Here is an 18,387-nt window from a genome sequence, read left to right on the forward strand (position 1 = left end):
ATCAACCAAATCTAGACTGCGGCCAGTTCCCTCTCGCCAACGGGGGCCGGTTCGGGAGTTTCGTGGAGGTAATTGGCGTACGCCGAGGTGGTCAGGAAGGCCGGGAAGTCCTCACCCAGGGCTACTGCTTCGAAGATCTCCAGGGCGTCGTTGAACCTGTCGGCGTCGAAGCGGGGCATCTTCTCAAACTCCTCCGCCAGCATCTCCTTCACCCAGTCAAAGGTGATGAGTTCGCCGGTGTCGGTGATGGCTTCGCTGTGGATCCACTGCCAGATCTGTGACCGTGAGATCTCGGCCGTGGCGGCGTCCTCCATGAGGTTGTTCAGTGCAACGGCGCCATGGCCGCGCAGCCAGGACTCAATGTACTGGATGCCCACCCAGATGTTGTCGCGGATGCCCTGCTCGGTGATGTTGCCTTGGGTGCCGGCAATGTCCAGCAAGGCCCTGTCGTCGAGTTCGACGTCGTCCCGGGTGCGGCTGAGCTGGTTTGGGTTCCAGCCAAGAACCTCATCAAAGACCTCCATGGCCACCGGAACCAGGTCCGGGTGGGCCACCCAGGAGCCGTCAAAGCCGTCGTTGGCCTCCGGGTCGCGGCGGTTGGGCACAAACGCCGCCATGCCGCCAATGGCCATGGCGCCGCGGCTGTGGCAGGCGCGGACCAGCTGTTCGGTGTAGGCGCGCATGAACGGGGCCGTCATGGTGATCTGGTTCCGGTCCGGGAGCACAAAGCGCGGGCCACGGGTGCGGAAGTTCTTGATCACCGAGAACAGGTAATCCCAGCGGCCGGCATTCAGGCCCGAGGCATGGTCGCGCAGTTCGTAGAGGATTTCCTCCATCTCAAAGGCGGCCGTGATGGTCTCGATGAGAACGGTGGCGCGGATGGTGCCCTGCGGGATGCCCAGCAGATCCTGGGCCTGAATGAAGATGTCATTCCAGAGGCGTGCCTCCAAGTGGTTTTCAATCTTCGGCAGGTAAAAGTACGGGCCCTTGCCCTGGGCCATCAATCGGCGTGCATTGTGGAAGAAGTACAGGCCGAAGTCCACAATGCCGCCGGCCATGGGCTTGCCGTTGATGAGCAGGTGCTTTTCCTCCAGGTGCCAGCCGCGGGGGCGGACCACGATGGTGGGCAGCGCCTCGGCCGGTGCCAGCTTGTACTCCTTGCCCTCGGGGCTGGTGAAGTCGATGCGACGCTCCAGGGCGTCGATCAGATTCAGCTGGCCCCGGATCACATTGCCCCAGGTGGGTGTGGATGAGTCCTCCATGTCGGCCAGCCACACCTTGGCTCCGGAATTCAGGGCGTTGATGGTCATCTTCTGATCAACCGGTCCGGTGATTTCAACGCGACGGTCCTCCAAACCCGGTGCCGGCGGGGCAACCCGCCAGTTTGGATCCTCCCGAATGTGGGAAGTGTGGCTGAGGTAGCGGGGATCGGAGCCGCTCAAGATCTGCGTGCGGCGTGTTTTGCGGGCCGCCAAAAGTTCTACGCGTCGGGCAGTGGTGCTGCGGTTCAGTGCCGCGATGAAATCCAGCGCCTCGGGGGTGAGGATTTCGTTTTGGCGGTGGATGGGCGGTGCTGTCAGGGTGATGCCGTTGAACGTGATTCCGTTCAGGCTGTTCGTTGAGTTCATGGGATGCGCTCCAAGTCTGGGGTAACTGTGACGCAGTTGTTGCTAAAAACGCGGACATTTTCAGCAACAACTGCGTCACAGTTGGGGGTTAGTGGAACTGCTGGGCTTCGGTGGAGCCGGCCAGTGCGAGGGTGCCGCTGTTAGGGTTCAGGGCGCTCGCAACCAGATCGAAGTAGCCTGTGCCTACTTCGCGCTGGTGTTTGGTAGCGGTGTAGCCGCGGTCTTCGGAGTCGAATTCGCGCTCCTGCAGTTCGACGTAGGCGCTCATCCCGTCCCGGGCGTAACCGTGGGCGAGGTCAAACATCGAGTAGTTCAGGGCGTGGAAGCCAGCCAGGGTGATGAACTGGAACTTGAAGCCCATGGCGCCGAGTTCGCGTTGGAACTTGGCAATCGTGGCGTCGTCCAAATGTTTTCTCCAGTTGAACGACGGCGAGCAGTTGTAGGCAAGCATCTGGTCGGGGAATTCGGCGTGGACGGCGTCGGCAAATTTCTTCGCCAGCGCCAGGTCCGGGGTGCCGGTTTCCATCCAGATGAGATCGGCGTGCGGTGCATAGGCCAGGGCCCGGGCAATACACGGTTCAATTCCGTTGCGCACATGGTAGAAACCTTCGGGGGTGCGCTCGCCGGTGATGAACGGCTTGTCGCGGTCATCCACATCTGAGGTGATCAAGGTGGCGGCCTCGGCGTCGGTGCGGGCAATGATGACCGAGGGGACACCGGCGACGTCGGATGCGAGCCGTGCCGCGTTCAGCGTGCGGACATGCTGGGCCGTGGGAATCAAAACCTTGCCGCCCAGGTGACCGCACTTCTTTTCGCTGGCCAGCTGGTCTTCCCAGTGCACTCCTGCTGCGCCGGCGCCAATCATGGACTTCATGAGCTCGTAGGCGTTCAGCGGCCCACCAAAGCCGGCCTCGGCGTCGGCCACGATCGGCACCAGCCAGTCCTCGACGCTCTGCTTGCCTTCGGAGAATTCGATCTGGTCGGCGCGCAGCAGTGCGTTGTTGATGCGTCGGACCACCGTGGGGACCGAGTTCACCGGGTAGAGGGACTGGTCCGGGTAGGTGTTGCCGGACGTGTTGGCATCGGCGGCAACCTGCCAGCCGGAAAGGTAAATCGCCTTCAGCCCGGCCTTGACCTGCTGCACAGCCTGGTTGCCGGTCAGGGCGCCGAGTGCGTTGGTGTAGCCGTCGGGGCCGGCATTGCGCAGCTGGTCCCAGAGCTTTTCCGCGCCACGGCGGGCCAGGGTTTGTTCCTCGGTGACCCGTCCGCGCAGCTTCACGACGTCGGCGCCGGTGTAAGTGCGCTCAATCCCTTCCCAGCGGGGGTTGGCCAACCACTCAAGTTCGAGGGCTGCGGCAGCTTGTGCATTGCTCTGCTCGGGTGTCATTGCGGGTTCAAATGCTGCGCTCATGGTCTCGCTCCTTTGCGATGGGGATGATCGGTGATTGAAACCCGAGATCCGGTGTTCTTCTTCGTGATTTCTACTATTCAGAAGTTTTCAAGAGGTTTCTAGGGGTAAACACTGGAAAGATTGTCACTTCTTCACGTATCGTCAAGAAATGACGAATGTGGGATGGAACACAGCCGAGGTGCGGGAGCCGCGCGGCAAGGACGCCGCTGCAAACAGCGAGCTGGACATCATTTCGCTGGGCCGACGCGTGCGGCACCTGCGCAAGAATCTGGGCATGACCCTTGACGATCTGGGCGAGAAAGTGGGGGCTGCGCCGTCGCAACTTTCCTTGATTGAGAACGGCAAGCGCGAGCCCAAACTGACGCTGCTCCAGCACCTGGCCGTGGCACTGGGAGTGGGGCTCGACCAGCTGCTGGGAGCAGAGCCGCCCAGCAGGCGCGCCGCGCTGGAAATTGAGCTCGAACGGGCGCAGCGCGGGCCGCTGTACCAGTCGCTGGGACTGCCCACAGTGCGCGTCAGTTCGCGGCTTTCCACCGAAGTGCTGGAGTCGCTGGTGGGCCTGCAGCATGAGTTGGAGCGGCGCCTGGATGAGCAGTCGGCCACGCCGGAGGAAGCACGCCGGGCCAACAATGAATTGCGGATGGAAATGCGCGAGCGCAACAACTATTACCCGGAGATTGAGCGCCAGGCCCAGGAGCTGTTGACCAAGGTGGGTCACGACAGGGGCCCGCTGTCCCACCACGTGGCCGCCGACGTGGCCGAACACCTGGGTTTTGACCTGCATTACGTGGGAGATTTGCCGCATTCCACCCGCTCGGTAACGGATTTGAAGAATCGCCGAATTTATCTCACCCAGGGACAGCGCTCCGACCACGACCCCCGGTCGGTGCTGCTGCAGGCACTGGGGCACTACGTTTTGGGGCATCAGACGCCAACGAACTACGCAGACTTTTTGCGCCAGCGCGTGTACACCAACTACTTCGCCGCGTCCTTGTTGATGCCCGAGCGGGCCACGGTGGACTTCCTCAAGGAGGCCAAGGCCGCCAAGGAACTGGCCATCGAGGACATCCGCGACGCCTTCGCCGTCTCCTATGAGACGGCCGCACACAGGTTCACCAACCTGGCCACGGAGCATTTGGGCATCACCACGCACTTCCAAAAGGTGCATGAGTCCGGGATCATCCACAAGGCTTATGAGAACGACGGCGTGAACTTCCCTGCCGATCACACCGGCGCCATCGAAGGGCAGGCAGTGTGCCGGTTCTGGACCTCGCGGGCCGTCTTTGATGTGCCGGACAAGTTCCGGGCCTTCAACCAGTACACGGACACGGCCGTGGGAACGTATTGGTGCACGGCCCGCACCGAGCGCCATTCCTCGGGCGAGTACTCGCTGAGCATCGGTGTGCCGTATGCGCACGTGAAGTGGTTCCGGGGCAGGGAAACCACCGAGCGCTCTCAATCCAAGTGCCCTGATCCGGGCTGCTGCCGCAGGCCGCCGGCGGAACTATCCGCGGAATGGGCCGGCAACGCCTGGCCGTCCACGCGGGCCAACTCGCACCTGCTGGCGGCCATGCCGCAAGGGGCTTTTCCCGGCGTCGACGAGACTGAGGTCTACAGATTCCTGGCAGCCCACGAAGGGCGGTAAACGGGCGGCTGCCAAGTCTTCGCCTGACGTTCACTTGGCGCACAGGCACAATGACCGCTGGGAGACATAGCGTGAAGGTGTCAACAGCACCAAGGCTCCCAACAGTGAGGAAATTTCATGACTACGCAACAACTCCCTGTCATTTTGACCATCGAAGGCGCAGCCGCCAGCAACGAAGATGTTGTAGGGGACAACGTGGAGGTGGTGAACGCCATGTACCAGGCGCTTCTCAACGCTGAGGAAATCGCACCGGATGCCCTGCGCAGCTACTTCGTGGACTTCTACCTGACCCAGATGCTCGAGGGCGGCTTTGCCCAGTATGTGTTCATGACCCCGGACCGGGACGAACTGGACAACTACATTCGCGAGGGCCTGGAGGGCATGAGCGCCAAGGAGCACCTGGCACTGTTCGAGCGCACCATTGAACACTACGACTCCCTGTCCGAAACAGACATGGAGGCCTACCTTGAAGGTGAAAGCGATGAGGAGTCCGGCCCGTCCGACGCCGTTGCCACCATGGAAGCTCTCGACGGTGAGTTTGAGGAACTGCTGGAGTCCGAAGACGTTACAGGGCTCAACGCCGTGTGGCTGCGTAGCCAGCCGGGGCTGCTGGTGCTCGATGAGCAGGAACTTCAAGCACATATCGCTACACGCGTGGCAGGGATTCCGAACCTGGCGCAGCGCCAGGCCGAAGCCGAAGAGGCAGAGCTGGAGGATGCGCCCGATTTTGAGCTCATTATCCGCGAACTCTGCGCCGAGGCGGGTCACGAGCTGGAGAAGATCACCATGGGCGATCCCAACTTTGAGCACAACGGCGAGACTGTTTTGGCCTGGCACTTCAGGACAGACCAGGGCGAGTTCATCATGCTTGAGGGCGACGCCGAAGCCGTCATGATCCACCCTGAAACCAAGGAAGTCCTTGCCACGGTGGAATTCGAGCTTGAAGAAGACTTCGTCGACGCGTAGCTGACGCCTCCAACGCGGCCAGGTGCCCATAGGAATGCCGTTCCAGCAGGACAACCCGGCCCCGGGCGGACATCCCAGCGAGAAGCGGTGCCGCCGGCAGGGGAGTCGGCCCAAAGAGCGGATTGGTGCAGCCGTGCCGTAGGGTCAAACGCATGAATGATCTCAAATGGACAGCCACGGCCCCTGCCAGCAAAGCGTGGAAGGCAATGCCCTTTGCCCCCGGCATTTACAAGATATACCTGACAGGTGCCCTGCCCAAGGACGCAAACTGGCCCGCGGAGCTGGCCCCGCTGAAACGCGGTGACTTGCTGTATGTGGGCAAGGCCACCAACTTGCGCAGCCGCGCCAAGCACCACGCGGTGCAAACCTCCAAGTCCACGTTGCGCCGCTCTCTGGCGGCCATTCTGGGGTTGCAGGCGCAGTGGCACGGAAAATCCGCCCATCCCCGGCTGACCGACGTGGACGAAGAAGTGCTCAGCGCCTGGATTGTGGCCAACCTTGGCATGGCGTTTGCCGTGGTGGACGACCTTGAGCCCGTCGCGGCCCTTGAAGACGCCATGCGCGAAGAACTCTGCCCGCCCTTGAACCGTGACGGCCGCACGCCCGAGCAGTTGCACGTCTCTGAGGCCGCTGGCGCCTCGCAGCGCAACGCACTCCGCGACAAGGGCTGAGCAGTCCGCAGCAACGCGCTGCCAGACCCCGATCCCTTGACCGTTGATGGTTTCCGCACCATGCTGGCAGTAGTTACTGCCAAGTAAGCCGGAGACTCAACGAAGAGGACCACCATGCCCCACCACGGCACGCCCGCACCGACTACCCTCGGCCAGAGGTTCCTGGGCAAAGCGGCCGTCATTACGGGTGCCAGCCGGGGGATCGGGCTGGCGGTGGCGCAGCGACTCGCCGCCGAGGGGGCCAGCGTCCTTATTACGGCGCGCCACCAGGAACAGCTGGATGAGGCGCTCGCAGCCCTTGGCGGAAACGCGATCGCCCTTGCCGGGCACGCGGATGACCCGGACCACCGTGCGGAGGTGCTGGCCGCCGTCGAACATCATTTTGGCGGGCTGGACGTCCTGGTCAACAACGCCGGCATCAACCCCGTGTTCGGGCCGCTGGAAACGGCGGACTTAGACGCGGCGCGCAAGATATTTGAGGTCAACATTCTGGGCACCCTGGCCTGGACGCAAGCTGTGCTGGCACATCCCGGGCTGGGTTTCCGGCAGCGGCGCGGGAATGTGGTGAATGTGTCCTCTGTCAGTGGCGACGTGCCCGCACCCGGCCTGGGCTTGTATGGCATCAGCAAGGCAGCTGTCTCCCACCTGACCCGCACGCTGTCCATGGAGCTGGCGCCGGATATCCGGGTGAATGCGGTGGCCCCCGCCGTGGTCAAGACCACGTTTGCCCGCGCCCTGTACGAAGGCCGCGAGGCGGAGGTTGCCGCGGCGTATCCGCTGGGACGGTTGGGGGAGCCCGACGACGTGGCTGCAGCAGTTGCCTACCTCGCCTGCGCCGATGCCTCCTGGGTGACGGGTCAGATCCTCACGCTCGACGGCGGCCTGCGCAACGCGGGCGGGCTCGGCTGAGCGTGGCTTTTGTGGGAAAGACACGGCCGTCAGGCAACTTCAAAGGCAAGGAGCAGCACGTGAACAGCACACCCCAGGCCGGGCTGTACCCGGAGTCCGTGGAGGAGCTGCGGCGGCGCACGCGGGACTTCATCCGTGGCACAGTGCTCCCCGCCGAACCGCGGCCGGGCCAGGCGCTGAATCTGACGGTCCGGCGCGATCTGGCGCAGGCTGCGCGGGAAGCAGGGGTGTTTGCCCCGCACATGCCGGTTGAGTACGGCGGCCAGGGGCTGGCCCTGGAGCATTGCTCGCCAGTGTTTCAGGAGGCAGGATATTCGCCGATCGGCCCGGCGGTGCTCAATTGCATGGCGCCGGATGAAGGCAATATGCACATGCTGAACCTGATCGGCACAGGTGAACAAAAGAAGCGTTTTCTGGCCCCGCTGGCCGCCGGTGAGATCAGCTCGTGCTTTGCCATGTCTGAGCCGCATCCCGGTGCCGGGTCGGACCCGGAGGCCCTGGCCACCACCGCCGTCCGCGACGGCAGCGGCTGGCGAATCGACGGGCACAAGCGCTTCACCAGCGGCGCCACGTTCGCCGGGTTTGCCATAGTCATGGCGCGCACGGGTGCGGACGGCGCCACCGGCAAGGGGGCACCGGACGGCGCCACCATCTTCCTGGTGCCAATGGACACGCCGGGCGTGCGGCTCGGCGCCCCCATTCACACCACTGACAGGTACCTGCCCGGCGGGCATCCGCATGTGCATTTCGACGGCGTCCACGTCCCAGGTTCGGCTGTTCTTGGCGAGGTAGGACTGGGATTCACGTATGCGCAGCTGCGGCTTGGCCCGGCCCGGCTGACGCATTGCATGCGCTGGCTGGGGCTGGCCCGGCGTGCCATGGACATCATGCTGGACCGTGCCAACACGCGGGAGATCTTTGGCGCCCATCTTTCGCAGCTGGGCATCGCGCAGGAGATGATTGCCCAGTCCTGCATCGACCTTGAGACCTCCGACGCCATTATTGCCAAGTGCGCGTCCCTGCTGGCCGTGGACCCGAAGGCTGGTTCGGCCTTGTCCTCCATGGCCAAGGTGCACTGCTCCGAAGCTGTCTACAGGGTGATCGACAGGGCCGTGCAGCTGTGCGGGGGCGACGGCGTGTCCGACGGATTGCCGCTGGCGCAGTACCTGAACGAGGTGCGCCCCTTCCGGATCTACGACGGTTCCACCGAAACCCACAAATGGGCCATCGCCCGGCGGGCGGTCTCCAGCAGGCGCCGTGCTGTTGAGGGCGGCGAACCGTTCCAGGGCGCGGTCCACAACCACGACGGAGAACGCTGATGGGCCGTATGCAGGACATTGTGCAGACAACAGCGGAAGTCGCCCGGACGGAACGGCCACCCCTTCTGATCCTTGAACGGGTGGAGGAATTTCTGGATGCCGCCGGCATCGGGTCCGGACCGGTGCATGCGCACCGCATTGGCGAGGGACAGTCCAACGTGACCTTCCGCATTAAAAGGCATGCGGCCGACGTCGTGCTTCGCAGGGGGCCAAGGCCACCGTTGCCACCGACTACGCACGACATGGTTCGGGAAGCGCATATCCAGTCACTGTTGGCGCCGCTGGGCATACCGGTGCCCAAAATCTTGGCCGTATGCGCGGACGCCAACGTGCTGGGTGTGCCGTTTTACGTGATGAGCCATGTGGACGGAGACGTGGTGACGGACACCGTGCCGGAGCATTTGGACGCTCCCGCACAGCGCCGTGCCACGAGTGAGGCAGCCGCCGACATGGTCGTGAGGCTGCATTCGGTGGATATCGAAAGCGGCGACATTGCCGGGATTGGGCGCCCTGACGGATACCTGAAACGGCAGGTACAGCGGTTTTCGGCGCTGTGGGAGATGGTTGGCAGCCGTGAACTTCCGCAGGTGGCCCAGCTGGCGCACTGGCTTGAGGCGAACCGGCCGGTCACCCAGCGCAATACGGTAATCCATGGCGACTACCGGCTGGGGAACCTGATGTTCAGCCGGCAGGGCCCAGCCCACGTGAAGTCGGTGCTGGACTGGGAGATGGCCACCCTGGGCGATCCCTTGGCGGACTTGGGCTACCTGACGGCCACGTACGCGCAGGCCGGCACCCCCGCCACGCTATTGGAACTGACGCCCGTGACGGCGCAGCCGGGCTACCTCAACCGTGCCGACATGGCGCAGCGCTACAACGCGCACTTTGACCTGGACCTGTCCGCGCTGCCCTGGTACCAGACGCTGGCGCTCTGGAAGGCGGCCATTTTCAGCGAGGCGATCCACACGCGGTGGAAGCGCGGGGAACGCGCGGACGGTTCGGCGTTCGGGGCCGCACTGGAGGCGGGCGTGCCGCGGCTGCTCGAGGCGGCAGCAGCCCACGCAGCCAAACTGCCGTAACTTATCCTTCGTATCCGGGCAACGGTGCGGCGGCCCCGGATCACACGCAGGTGTCGAGCCACTGCCGGATCAGTCGTTCCTCTTCGCTGCCTGTGGTGGGCAACCGTAGAAGAGGGATCTGGTGAGTGGCGCAGATCGCATCCTTGTGGGCGTCCCGAACTTGCTGCCGGGGGTCGTTTTCATGGAACGCGAAGCCGTCGACCTCGATGGCGAAGACCGGCCTGTTGCTGATTCGGTTGTAAACCACGAAATCGAGAGTCGTTGCCCGGTGCCTGACGTAGGCTGCCTGCTCGGCGGTGAGCCTGGTGAGGTCCGGTAGAAGGTTGCGCAGGACGACCTGGTCCGCCACGGTGAAATCGCCATACGGCCCTTCTGTGAGGATCTCGTTGAGCACAGTCCAAACAATGTCCTCGGAAGCGAATCCGGTCCGCTTCCTCAGCCGGCCTGCCAGCGGCCTCAGACGAGGCGAGTAGTCCTTGTACAACAGGTCGAAAACGGACACGATTGTGCTCTCAAAAACCTCCTGCCCCGGATCGTGATACTGGATGTAGTCGATTAGATCCCGCAGGTTGCGGCTCTTGGGCAGCATGCCGCTGTTGGTGACGAGCACGAATTGCTTCTGGGCGCGCGAGACTGCCACGTTGACCAAGTGGGGGTCGTCCACGAAGTCCAGACCGTTTCTGCCGTTGACGTTCTCGTTCAAGACCGTGCTCATGATGACCACTTCCTTCTCGCGGCCCTGGAACTTGTGGACTGTACTTGCCTGAATGCCAGTCAACTGTTCGGTGAATTTGCCGGCCTGGAGCCGGTACGGCGTTGCAATGCCGATCTTGTCCTTGTCGGTGTCGGCAAAGTATTGCTGGATCACGTCCTGGACCACAACGTCAATCTCCCGTTGGTTTGAACGCCCGCCTCCTTGATGTTCGCGCATGTGATTTCCCGCAGCGGTGCGCACGATTCTCAAAGGGCGCGCCCCGGGCCCACTGCTCGTGAAGGGAACGAGCTGTCCGTTGTAGAACTTCTTGTTGCAGAATCCGATGATTGTCGGATCACAGCGATAGTGCTCCCGGAGCATTGTTCGGGGCAGGGCGTCGCCATAAAGCGCTATCAAGGAGGACAAGATGTTGTGTTGCTGATAGTCGTAGGCCGGTGCCGGTGATGGAATTGCACGGTCGGACGCCGCCTTGTCGGCGATGTGCTGGAGCTGGCGGAGATCACCCACGACGATCACATTGCGTGCATGTTTTAGCGCCAGTCCGGCCGCTAGCAGATCGACCTGGGACGCCTCATCGATGATGAGATAGTCCAGAAGGAACCCCTCGGGGAGGCTCCAGCCCAACGAGTGGCACGTGCTGAGAATGACGGGGTAGTCCCGGGTGAACTGCGCGAACTGCTGCTTGTACGTCGTTGGCCCGTAAATTTCCGCTGACAATGGGGCGTAGCGCTGTTGGAGGCCGGCTCGAAGCGCCTGGGATGAAAGCTGCCGGTGTTCCTTGGCCAGTGATGCAGTGTCGGCCTGTTCCAGCGTTTGTTCGGCCTGCCGGATTTCGTGCCGAAGCTCGCTGATCTTGTTGTCGTAGTACGCGCGCTGCAGGCGAAGCACCGAGTCAGTGTCATACGGATCCAGGGACCGGGCAGATCCGTACCGAAAGTATCCCCTGACTTTCCGGAGCAGGCGCCGGATGGGACCATCGTCCGCACGCCACAGCGCCGTCTCGGCCAGGTAGTCAAGGATGCGTCCCGAGGACTGTTGCAGGAGCGGGAGTCCCGCAAGCTCTGCTGGCGCATGGTTATGGAGATATCGGCCGAAATGACGACGTTCGAGTTGGTAGGCATCGCTCTCCTGCCGCAACTGGGCCAAACGCCTCTCGGTCTCCTGCAATAGTTGCAAGCGCTGGTCTGCGTCAGCGATCTGTTCATCCGGCGGCATCGGCACCGCCCCGCCGTCGAAAAGACCGGCGACTTCCGCGTTTCTGGCCGCTTGACCGGCAAAAAACTCCGCCCTCTTTTCCTTGCGGCCCAATCCCGCAACCACATAGTCGATCCCCTCCTCCGCAAGTTTTTCCCGGACATTGTCCACGGCAGAATTGGTGAATGAGACGACGCCGACAGTGGCGCCGGGCGTGGCAATGATGTTGGCGATCAGGTTCAGGATCGTTTGCGTCTTACCGGTGCCCGGTGGCCCGTCGATCACCGAAACAGGGTGGCTCAAGCACGTCCCGACGGCCTCGCGCTGGCTAAGGTTTGCCGAGAACGGGAAGATCATCGTGCCGACTTTGTCCGACGATTCAATGTGTCCGCCGTTGAGGTACCTGCCCAACACGCTCTGCGAATCGACGAAGCCCAAACGCTCAAAGGACGGCCGGTTCGGGCTGTCCTGGACCAGACCGGACACGATGCTTCGCCAATAGTCGAGAATGCTCGATGCCTGGGGCGACCCCGCGGCGTTCTGGCGGAAATCGATCTCGTGATCCGGGTAACTTCGATAGGCCACCTGTCCCGCTGTGGTGTAGAAAATTCGCCACCAGGGTCCATCGGGACCGTCAAAGCGCCACACTTCGGTAAGACTGTTCCAGAGGGCGCCGTTCACCGCGACCCTGATGCCCGCGTTGAGCGGTATGGCCCTTGGGTCCCACAGGATTGCCGCCTTTTCTGCCCGGTACCGATACTCCTTTTCCCGATTCTGCACCATGAATGTGAGGTAAACGTAGGACGGGTCCGCTCGATAGCTGACAACATCCCGGGTCTTGTCCGCCCAGGCACCTGTCGCGCCGGAACGGACAAGGACGGCCTGGCGGCGCGGATCAATCACGGCAGCTTCTCCCCAATCAGCTATTGGAACACTCTTTTCGAAGTCTACTCACCATGGACAAGCAGGAAGTGGCCGCTGCCCGGACCTTCAGCGTCGCATAATGCGCAACGCCAGCACCGCGGCGTGCGCATGGCCCAAGTTAACTTCGGCTATGCGCAAGCGGGGGTGCTGGCGCTGCGCCACTGTCATTCCTGCGCAAGCCAGGCGGCTGGCAACGCGCATGGGCATGCGCAAGAGATTTCGCGTGCACTTCACATGAATCTTGCCACACACTTGCGTGAGGTGGCACACACAATTATGCTTAGTGTGCACTATTAGAACTTTGTGTTCAGATAGTGAACGAATTTACATGGTGGTGAAGAAGCCGCCCACAGTGCAGTGAGGAGATTCTTGTGCAGTTCCACCACCACGGATACGTATCCGGTGACCCGCGCATTCAAGCGGCGGCAGGTACCGGCATTGACCGTCCCGAGGAGCTTCCCGACGAGGTGGATGTGCTTATTGTCGGCTCGGGCCCGGCTGGCATGCTGACCGCGGCCCAGCTCGCCCAGTTCCCCGGCATCACCACGCGCCTGGTGGAACGCCGCGACGGACGGCTGGCGATCGGCCAAGCCGACGGCATCCAGGCCCGCAGTGTCGAGACCTTCCAAGCCTTTGGCTTTGCCGAGGCGATCACTGCGGAGGCCTACTGGATCACCGAGATGGCGTTCTGGCGCCCGGACACCGAGAACCCCACACACATTGTCCGCGGTGGCCGTGCCAAGGACGACGCAACTGGCATCAGCGAGTTCAAGCACCTGATCGTCAACCAGGCCCGCGTGCTCGACTACTTTGCCGACGTCGCCAAGAACTCCGCCGCCCGACTGACCCCAGATTTTGGCTGGGATTTCCAAGGTCTCGAAGTTGCCGACGAGGGCGACTATCCGGTGAAGGTCACACTTGTGCGGAGCGCCGGACCGGACGAGGGCATGGAGAAGACGGTGCACGCCAAATACGTGGTGGGCTGCGACGGCGCCCGCAGCAAGGTCCGCGCCTCGATCGGTTGCACCATGGCAGGGGACCAGGCCAACCACGCCTGGGGCGTCATGGACGTGCTGGCCAAGACCGACTTCCCCGATATCCGCACCAAGTGCGCCATCCAGTCGCACGACGGCGGTTCCATCCTGCTCATTCCGCGCGAGGGCGGGCATCTCTTCCGCATGTACGTTGACCTCGGCGTGGTGCCCGAGGGCGACAATGGCAACGTCCGCAAGACAAGCGTCGAGGAAATGATCGCCAAGGCCAACGCCATCATCACCCCCTATACGCTGGAGGTGCGCAACGTCGCCTGGCACAGCGTGTACGAGGTGGGCCACCGCCTCACCGACCGCTTCGATGACCTGCTCCCCGAGCAGCTTGGCGAGCGCACCCCGCGCGTTTTCATCACCGGCGACGCCTGCCACACGCACTCCGCCAAGGCCGGCCAGGGCATGAACGTCTCCATGCAGGACGGTTTCAACATCGGCTGGAAGCTCGCCCACGTCCTTGAGGGGCGCAGTCCGGAGAGCTTGTTGTCCACCTACTCGGCCGAACGCCAGGTTGTGGCAAAGAACCTCATCGATTTTGACAAGGAATGGTCCACGATGATGGCCAAGAAACCCGAGGAGTTTGACAGCCCGTCAGCCCTGGAGGACTTCTACGTGCGCACCGCCGAATTCCCTGCCGGCTTCATGACCGAGTACACCCCCTCGCTGATCACGGGCGTTGCCACGCACCAGGAGCTGGCCACCGGGTTCCCGTTGGGCAAGCGCTTCAAGTCGGCACTTGCCGCCCGGGTCTGCGACACGAATCCGATGCACCTGGGCCACCATGCCACGGCTGACGGCCGGTGGCGCATCTACGTCTTCGCCGACCCTTCTCCGGCCGGCGCTGCCTCGCCTGTCGCGGACTTCGCCGAATGGCTCTCCACTTCGCCGCAGTCACCCCTCGCGGCAACACCCAACGGACTCGACGCCGATGCCTGGTTCGATGTGAAGGTTATCTACCAGCAAAGACATGAGGACATCGACATCAACGCTGTTCCGGCAGTGTTCAAGCCGGAGGTTGGACCGTTCAAGCTGACCGAATACGAGAAGGTCTACGGGACGGTCCCCGGCGCCGACATCTTCGATGAGCGCGGGCTCTCCCGCGACGGCGTGGTCGTCGTGGTCCGCCCGGACCAGTACGTGGCGAACGTCCTGCCGCTCACGGCCACGGCCGAACTGGGTCAGTTCTTCGCCCAGATCCACTCGGGCGCACGCGTCTAGCAGCGCCCAGCAAAAATAAGGTGGGCCCCGCGGCAATTCGCTGCGGGGCCCACCTGCCGTTCCGGACGCACCCCGGTCGATCTGAACGCCACCGGCCTGCAGGAAACGGCACAGGAAATCCTCAAGTATGCCCCGGACGCATTCGGCAAAGTAGTCGGCATCAACCTCACCGGCGTCTTTTACGGGCTCAAGCACGTCCTGAAGGTCATGCGTGTGCAGGGGTAGGCGCCGTCGTGAACACCGCCTCTGTCGGCGGCATCCGCGGGGTGGGCAGCCAGTCCGGCCACGCCGCCGCCAGGCACGGAGTGGTGGGCCTGACCCGCAACTCAGCCATCGAGTACGGCCAGTCCCACAAGTACTAAGTGCCCGGGCTAACCCAGATCGACGACCTTGAATCCCGGGGATCCGTCCAGCGAGTGCTTGCGGGCCGAGCAGTGCGCGCCACAACAATGCGGCCCCTGGCTATCAAGCCGGGGGCCGCACGGCACAGCCTTTAAGGGGCGTGCGTTCTAGTCCTGATACGGATCCGCGATGCCGATGTACTGGGTAGTGGTGTATTCAGCAATGCCTTCAGAGCCGCCTTCACGGCCTAAGCCCGAGTGCTTGACCCCGCCAAACGGTGCGGCCGCGTTGGAGATGACGCCGGCATTGAAGCCCACCATGCCGAATTCCAGTTGTTCGCTCACCCGCAGCAGGCGGGAGAAGTCCCGCGTGTACAGGTAGGCGGCCAAGCCGTATTCGGTGGAGTTGGCGATCCTGATGGCATCAGCTTCGTCGGTGAATGTGGTCACGGGGGCCACCGGGCCAAAGATTTCCTGCTGCAGGATCGCGGCGTCGTTGGGCACATTACCCAGGACGGTGGGCTGGTAGAAGTAGCCTTCGCCCTCGACGACGTCGCCACCGGCCAAGATTGTGGCACCTTCGGCGACGGCGGCGGTGACCAGTGCATGGATGCCGGCGCGCGCCTTTTCCTCGATCATCGGGCCGACGTCGGTGCCGCCCTCCGTGCCTCGACCCACCGTCAGGGCCCCGATGCGGGCGGCCAGCTTGGACGTGAATTCGGCGGCCACTGAAGCGTGGACCAGGAAACGATTGGCGGCCGTGCAGGCTTCGCCCATGTTGCGCATCTTGGCGGCCATGGCACCGTCAACGGCCTTTTCCAGGTCGGCGTCCTCGAAAACGAGGAAGGGGGCGTTGCCGCCCAGTTCCATGGAGGTCCGCAAGACGTTTTCGGTCGCGTCGGCCATGAGGCTCTTGCCCACGGCGGTAGATCCGGTGAAGGAAATTTTGCGGAGGCGTGAATCCTTCAGTAGCGGACCCGAGATGGCCGCTGCGCTGGAGCCGGAGACCACGTTCAGCACGCCGTCGGGCAGCCCGGCCTCCTGCATGACTTGCGCAAACAGCTGGGCAGTCAGCGGTGTCAGTTTCGCAGGTTTGAGCACCATGGTGCAGCCTGCCGCAACGGCCGGGCCCACCTTGCGCGTGGCCATGGCCAGCGGGAAGTTCCACGGCGTGATCAACAGGCACGGGCCCACGGGCTTGTGCTGGACCAAAATCTTGTTTTTGCCCTCGGGGCTGGTGAGGTAGCGGCCATAGTCGCGCACGGCTTCTTCTGAATACCAGCGCAGGAACTCGGCACCGTAGGCCACCTCGCCGCGGGCCTCGGCCAGCGGCTTGCCCATTTCCAGCGTCATGAGCAGTGCGAAGTCCTCGGTCCGCGCGGTGACGAGTTCGAAGGCCTTGCGTAGGATCTCGCCCCGAACGCGCGGTGCTGTCCGGGCCCAACTGGCCTGGGCTGCGGACGCAGCATCGAGGGCGGCGATGGCGTCCTCGCTGCCGCCGTCGGCGATGGAAGCCAGGACGCGGCCGGTGGCTGGATCGTGGACATCCAGGGTCTTGCCGCCGGCGGCGTCGCGCCATTGGCCGTTGATAAGCAGCCCGGTGGGTACCGAAGCAAGCAGCTCCGCTTCTCGGCTAGCTGTAATGGTCATGCGTTTGCTCCTTGAAAAATCGAAAAGAGGGTGGTTTCGACGGGCTCAACCATCGACGGGTCAGTAGCTTGATGTGGGGCCGGTGCCGGGGGCCTGCACATATTTGGCAGCAAGGGCTTCGCCGCCGCGCGCAAGCAGTGCCACATCCGCGCCTACAAGGATGAAGTCCACACCGGCCGCCAGGTAGCGGCGCGCCGTGGCCTCGGCAAAGGCGTTGACACCCACGGGTTTGCCGGCGGCTTTGGCGGCGTTGATGCAATGTTCGACGGCGGCCACCACGTCAGGGTGTTCCTGCTGTCCCAGCACGCCCATGGACGCGGCGAGGTCCGAGGGGCCGATGAAGACGGCGTCGATCCCGTCAACGGCTAGAATCTCCGCCACGTTGTCAACGGCCTGTGCCGACTCGATCTGGACGACCACCGTGATGGTTTCGGACGCGTGGGCCAGGTAGTCCGGGATGCGGTTCCAGCGGGCCGAACGGGCCAGGGCCGAGCCCACGCCGCGGACGCCAAGAGGCGGGTATCGGGTAGCTGATACCGCAGCCGCAGCCTCGTCGGCGGTGTGCACCATGGGGATGAGGAGGGACTGCGCGCCGAGATCAAGGTATTGCTTGATGATCACGGCGTCGTTAACGGGCGGACGCACCACGGCCGTGACGGGGTAACCGCGTACGGCTTGGAGCTGAGCGAGGATCCCCTCGAGACCGTTGGGGCTGTGTTCGGCGTCGATCAGGAGCCAGTCCAAACCGGCGCCGGCACAAATTTCGGCCACTAGCGGGCTGCCCGAGCACACCCACATGCCCGATAGGGGACGGTCGGCCGAGACCAATGCGTCCCTGAATGACGGGTCGGAATTTATTCGAACTGGCATGTGATGGTCCCCAACTGCCCGTAGTCGGCAAACACCGTGTCGCCTGCATGGACCCACATGGGGCGGGTGAAGGAGCCGGCGAGAATGAGTTCCCCGGCCTTGAGGGATTCCCCATGGGGGGCGATCTTGTTGGCCAACCAGGACACGCCCGACGCCGGGTGGTTCAGTACCCCGGCCGCCACCCCGGTCTCCTCGACTGTTTGGTTCTTATACAGGATGGCCGAGATCCAGCGCAGGTCCAGGGCGTCCGGCTTTACCGGATTTCCGCCTACCACCATGGCACCCATGGCAGCATTGTCGCTGATGGTGTCCACGATGGTCCGGCCCTCCATTTCGATCCGCGAATCGAGGATCTCCAGGGCCGGAACCACATATTCGGTGGCCCGGAGGACATCGAAGATGGTAGCGTCCGGGCCACTGATGTCATCCTTGAGCAGGAACGCCAGCTCCACCTCGATGCGTGGATGGGAATACTGCTTCCATGCGATTGTGGCCCCATTTTCCAGGATCATGTCCTTGAAGATGATGCCGAAGTCCGGCTCCGTGATGCCCGTGGCGTACTGCATGGCCTTGGACGTCAGGCCAATTTTGTGACCGCCCAGCACCCGGCCGGATGCTTCACATCGCTGTCGCCACAAACTCTGGACCCGGTAGGAGTCCTCCACCGTCATGTCCGGGTAACGGGCCGTCAGCCGCGGCATCGGCGTCCGGGTGCGGCCCGCATCGACCAGTTCATCGGCGATGCGGGCAATCGTTGCGTCATCAAGCATGGTGTGTCTCCTATTATCAAAGGCTTAGATC

The 18,387-nt window shown here is 63.3% G+C and carries 14 protein-coding genes; 8 read left to right on the top strand and 6 right to left on the bottom strand.

Features of this window, described 5'->3' with window-relative positions:
* Window positions 1-11: 11 nt before the first annotated feature.
* Together aceB and aceA are read right to left on the bottom strand one after the other, a co-directional pair.
* Window positions 12-1,628, bottom strand: a complete 1,617-nt coding sequence (gene aceB / locus CVS27_RS01255; RefSeq protein WP_103463920.1) for a malate synthase A — start codon at window positions 1,626-1,628, stop codon at window positions 12-14.
* A gap of 88 nt (window positions 1,629-1,716) precedes the next feature.
* Entirely contained in the window at window positions 1,717-3,039 is a 1,323-nt protein-coding gene (aceA, locus tag CVS27_RS01260; protein WP_103463921.1) for an isocitrate lyase, read from the bottom strand.
* A gap of 148 nt (window positions 3,040-3,187) precedes the next feature.
* Here aceA and CVS27_RS01265 point away from each other — a divergent pair, with 148 nt between their 5' ends.
* From CVS27_RS01265 to CVS27_RS01290, 6 genes are all read left to right on the top strand, one after another.
* Window positions 3,188-4,684, top strand: coding sequence for a helix-turn-helix transcriptional regulator (locus tag CVS27_RS01265; RefSeq protein WP_103463922.1), 1,497 nt, complete (start codon window positions 3,188-3,190; stop codon window positions 4,682-4,684).
* Window positions 4,685-4,801: 117 nt separating this feature from the next.
* On the top strand, window positions 4,802-5,650 hold the full coding sequence (locus CVS27_RS01270) for a DMP19 family protein (RefSeq protein ID WP_103463923.1): 849 nt from the start codon (window positions 4,802-4,804) through the stop codon (window positions 5,648-5,650).
* 152 nt (window positions 5,651-5,802) lie between these two features.
* Window positions 5,803-6,321 carry a GIY-YIG nuclease family protein gene (locus CVS27_RS01275; RefSeq protein WP_103463924.1) on the top strand — a complete coding sequence of 173 codons (519 nt, stop codon included), beginning with the start codon at window positions 5,803-5,805 and terminating at the stop codon, window positions 6,319-6,321.
* Window positions 6,322-6,435: 114 nt separating this feature from the next.
* Window positions 6,436-7,230 carry an SDR family oxidoreductase gene (locus CVS27_RS01280; protein ID WP_103463925.1) on the top strand — a complete coding sequence of 265 codons (795 nt, stop codon included), beginning with the start codon at window positions 6,436-6,438 and terminating at the stop codon, window positions 7,228-7,230.
* Between the two features lie 59 nt (window positions 7,231-7,289).
* Window positions 7,290-8,549: an acyl-CoA dehydrogenase family protein gene (locus tag CVS27_RS01285; protein ID WP_243400007.1), complete on the top strand. Its 1,260-nt coding sequence runs from the start codon at window positions 7,290-7,292 to the stop codon at window positions 8,547-8,549.
* Window positions 8,549-9,628, top strand: coding sequence for a phosphotransferase family protein (locus CVS27_RS01290; protein ID WP_103463926.1), 1,080 nt, complete (start codon window positions 8,549-8,551; stop codon window positions 9,626-9,628). The genes CVS27_RS01285 and CVS27_RS01290 overlap by 1 nt, the downstream gene beginning before the upstream one ends.
* Window positions 9,629-9,668: 40 nt before the next feature.
* On the opposite strand, the gene CVS27_RS01295 is transcribed toward CVS27_RS01290, so the two are convergent.
* Window positions 9,669-12,440, bottom strand: coding sequence for a DEAD/DEAH box helicase (locus CVS27_RS01295; protein WP_103463927.1), 2,772 nt, complete (start codon window positions 12,438-12,440; stop codon window positions 9,669-9,671).
* A 392-nt stretch (window positions 12,441-12,832) separates the two neighbouring features.
* On the opposite strand from CVS27_RS01295, the gene CVS27_RS01300 reads away from it, so the two are divergent.
* The gene (locus CVS27_RS01300; protein ID WP_103463928.1) at window positions 12,833-14,725 is read left to right on the top strand and encodes an FAD-binding monooxygenase; all 1,893 of its coding nucleotides are present in this window, start codon (window positions 12,833-12,835) and stop codon (window positions 14,723-14,725) included.
* A gap of 233 nt (window positions 14,726-14,958) precedes the next feature.
* On the top strand, window positions 14,959-15,087 hold the full coding sequence (locus CVS27_RS21445; RefSeq protein ID WP_279325091.1) for a hypothetical protein: 129 nt from the start codon (window positions 14,959-14,961) through the stop codon (window positions 15,085-15,087).
* Window positions 15,088-15,234: 147 nt separating this feature from the next.
* Here the strand turns inward: CVS27_RS21445 and CVS27_RS01310 are convergent, their stop codons facing one another.
* From CVS27_RS01310 to hpaH, 3 genes are read right to left on the bottom strand one after another with little or no spacing between them, the layout of a single operon-like run.
* A complete protein-coding gene (locus tag CVS27_RS01310) occupies window positions 15,235-16,716 on the bottom strand; it encodes an NAD-dependent succinate-semialdehyde dehydrogenase (RefSeq protein WP_103463929.1) in 1,482 nt (493 codons plus the stop codon).
* Between the two features lie 60 nt (window positions 16,717-16,776).
* The gene (locus tag CVS27_RS01315) at window positions 16,777-17,586 is read right to left on the bottom strand and encodes an HpcH/HpaI aldolase family protein (protein WP_207767419.1); all 810 of its coding nucleotides are present in this window, start codon (window positions 17,584-17,586) and stop codon (window positions 16,777-16,779) included.
* The gene (gene hpaH, locus CVS27_RS01320) at window positions 17,571-18,356 is read right to left on the bottom strand and encodes a 2-oxo-hept-4-ene-1,7-dioate hydratase (RefSeq protein WP_103463931.1); all 786 of its coding nucleotides are present in this window, start codon (window positions 18,354-18,356) and stop codon (window positions 17,571-17,573) included. The genes CVS27_RS01315 and hpaH overlap by 16 nt, the downstream gene beginning before the upstream one ends.
* Between the last annotated feature and the right edge of the window lie 31 nt (window positions 18,357-18,387).

Origin of the sequence: Arthrobacter glacialis (genome assembly GCF_002909445.1) — a bacterium.
Taxonomy (GTDB): domain Bacteria; phylum Actinomycetota; class Actinomycetes; order Actinomycetales; family Micrococcaceae; genus Specibacter; species Specibacter glacialis.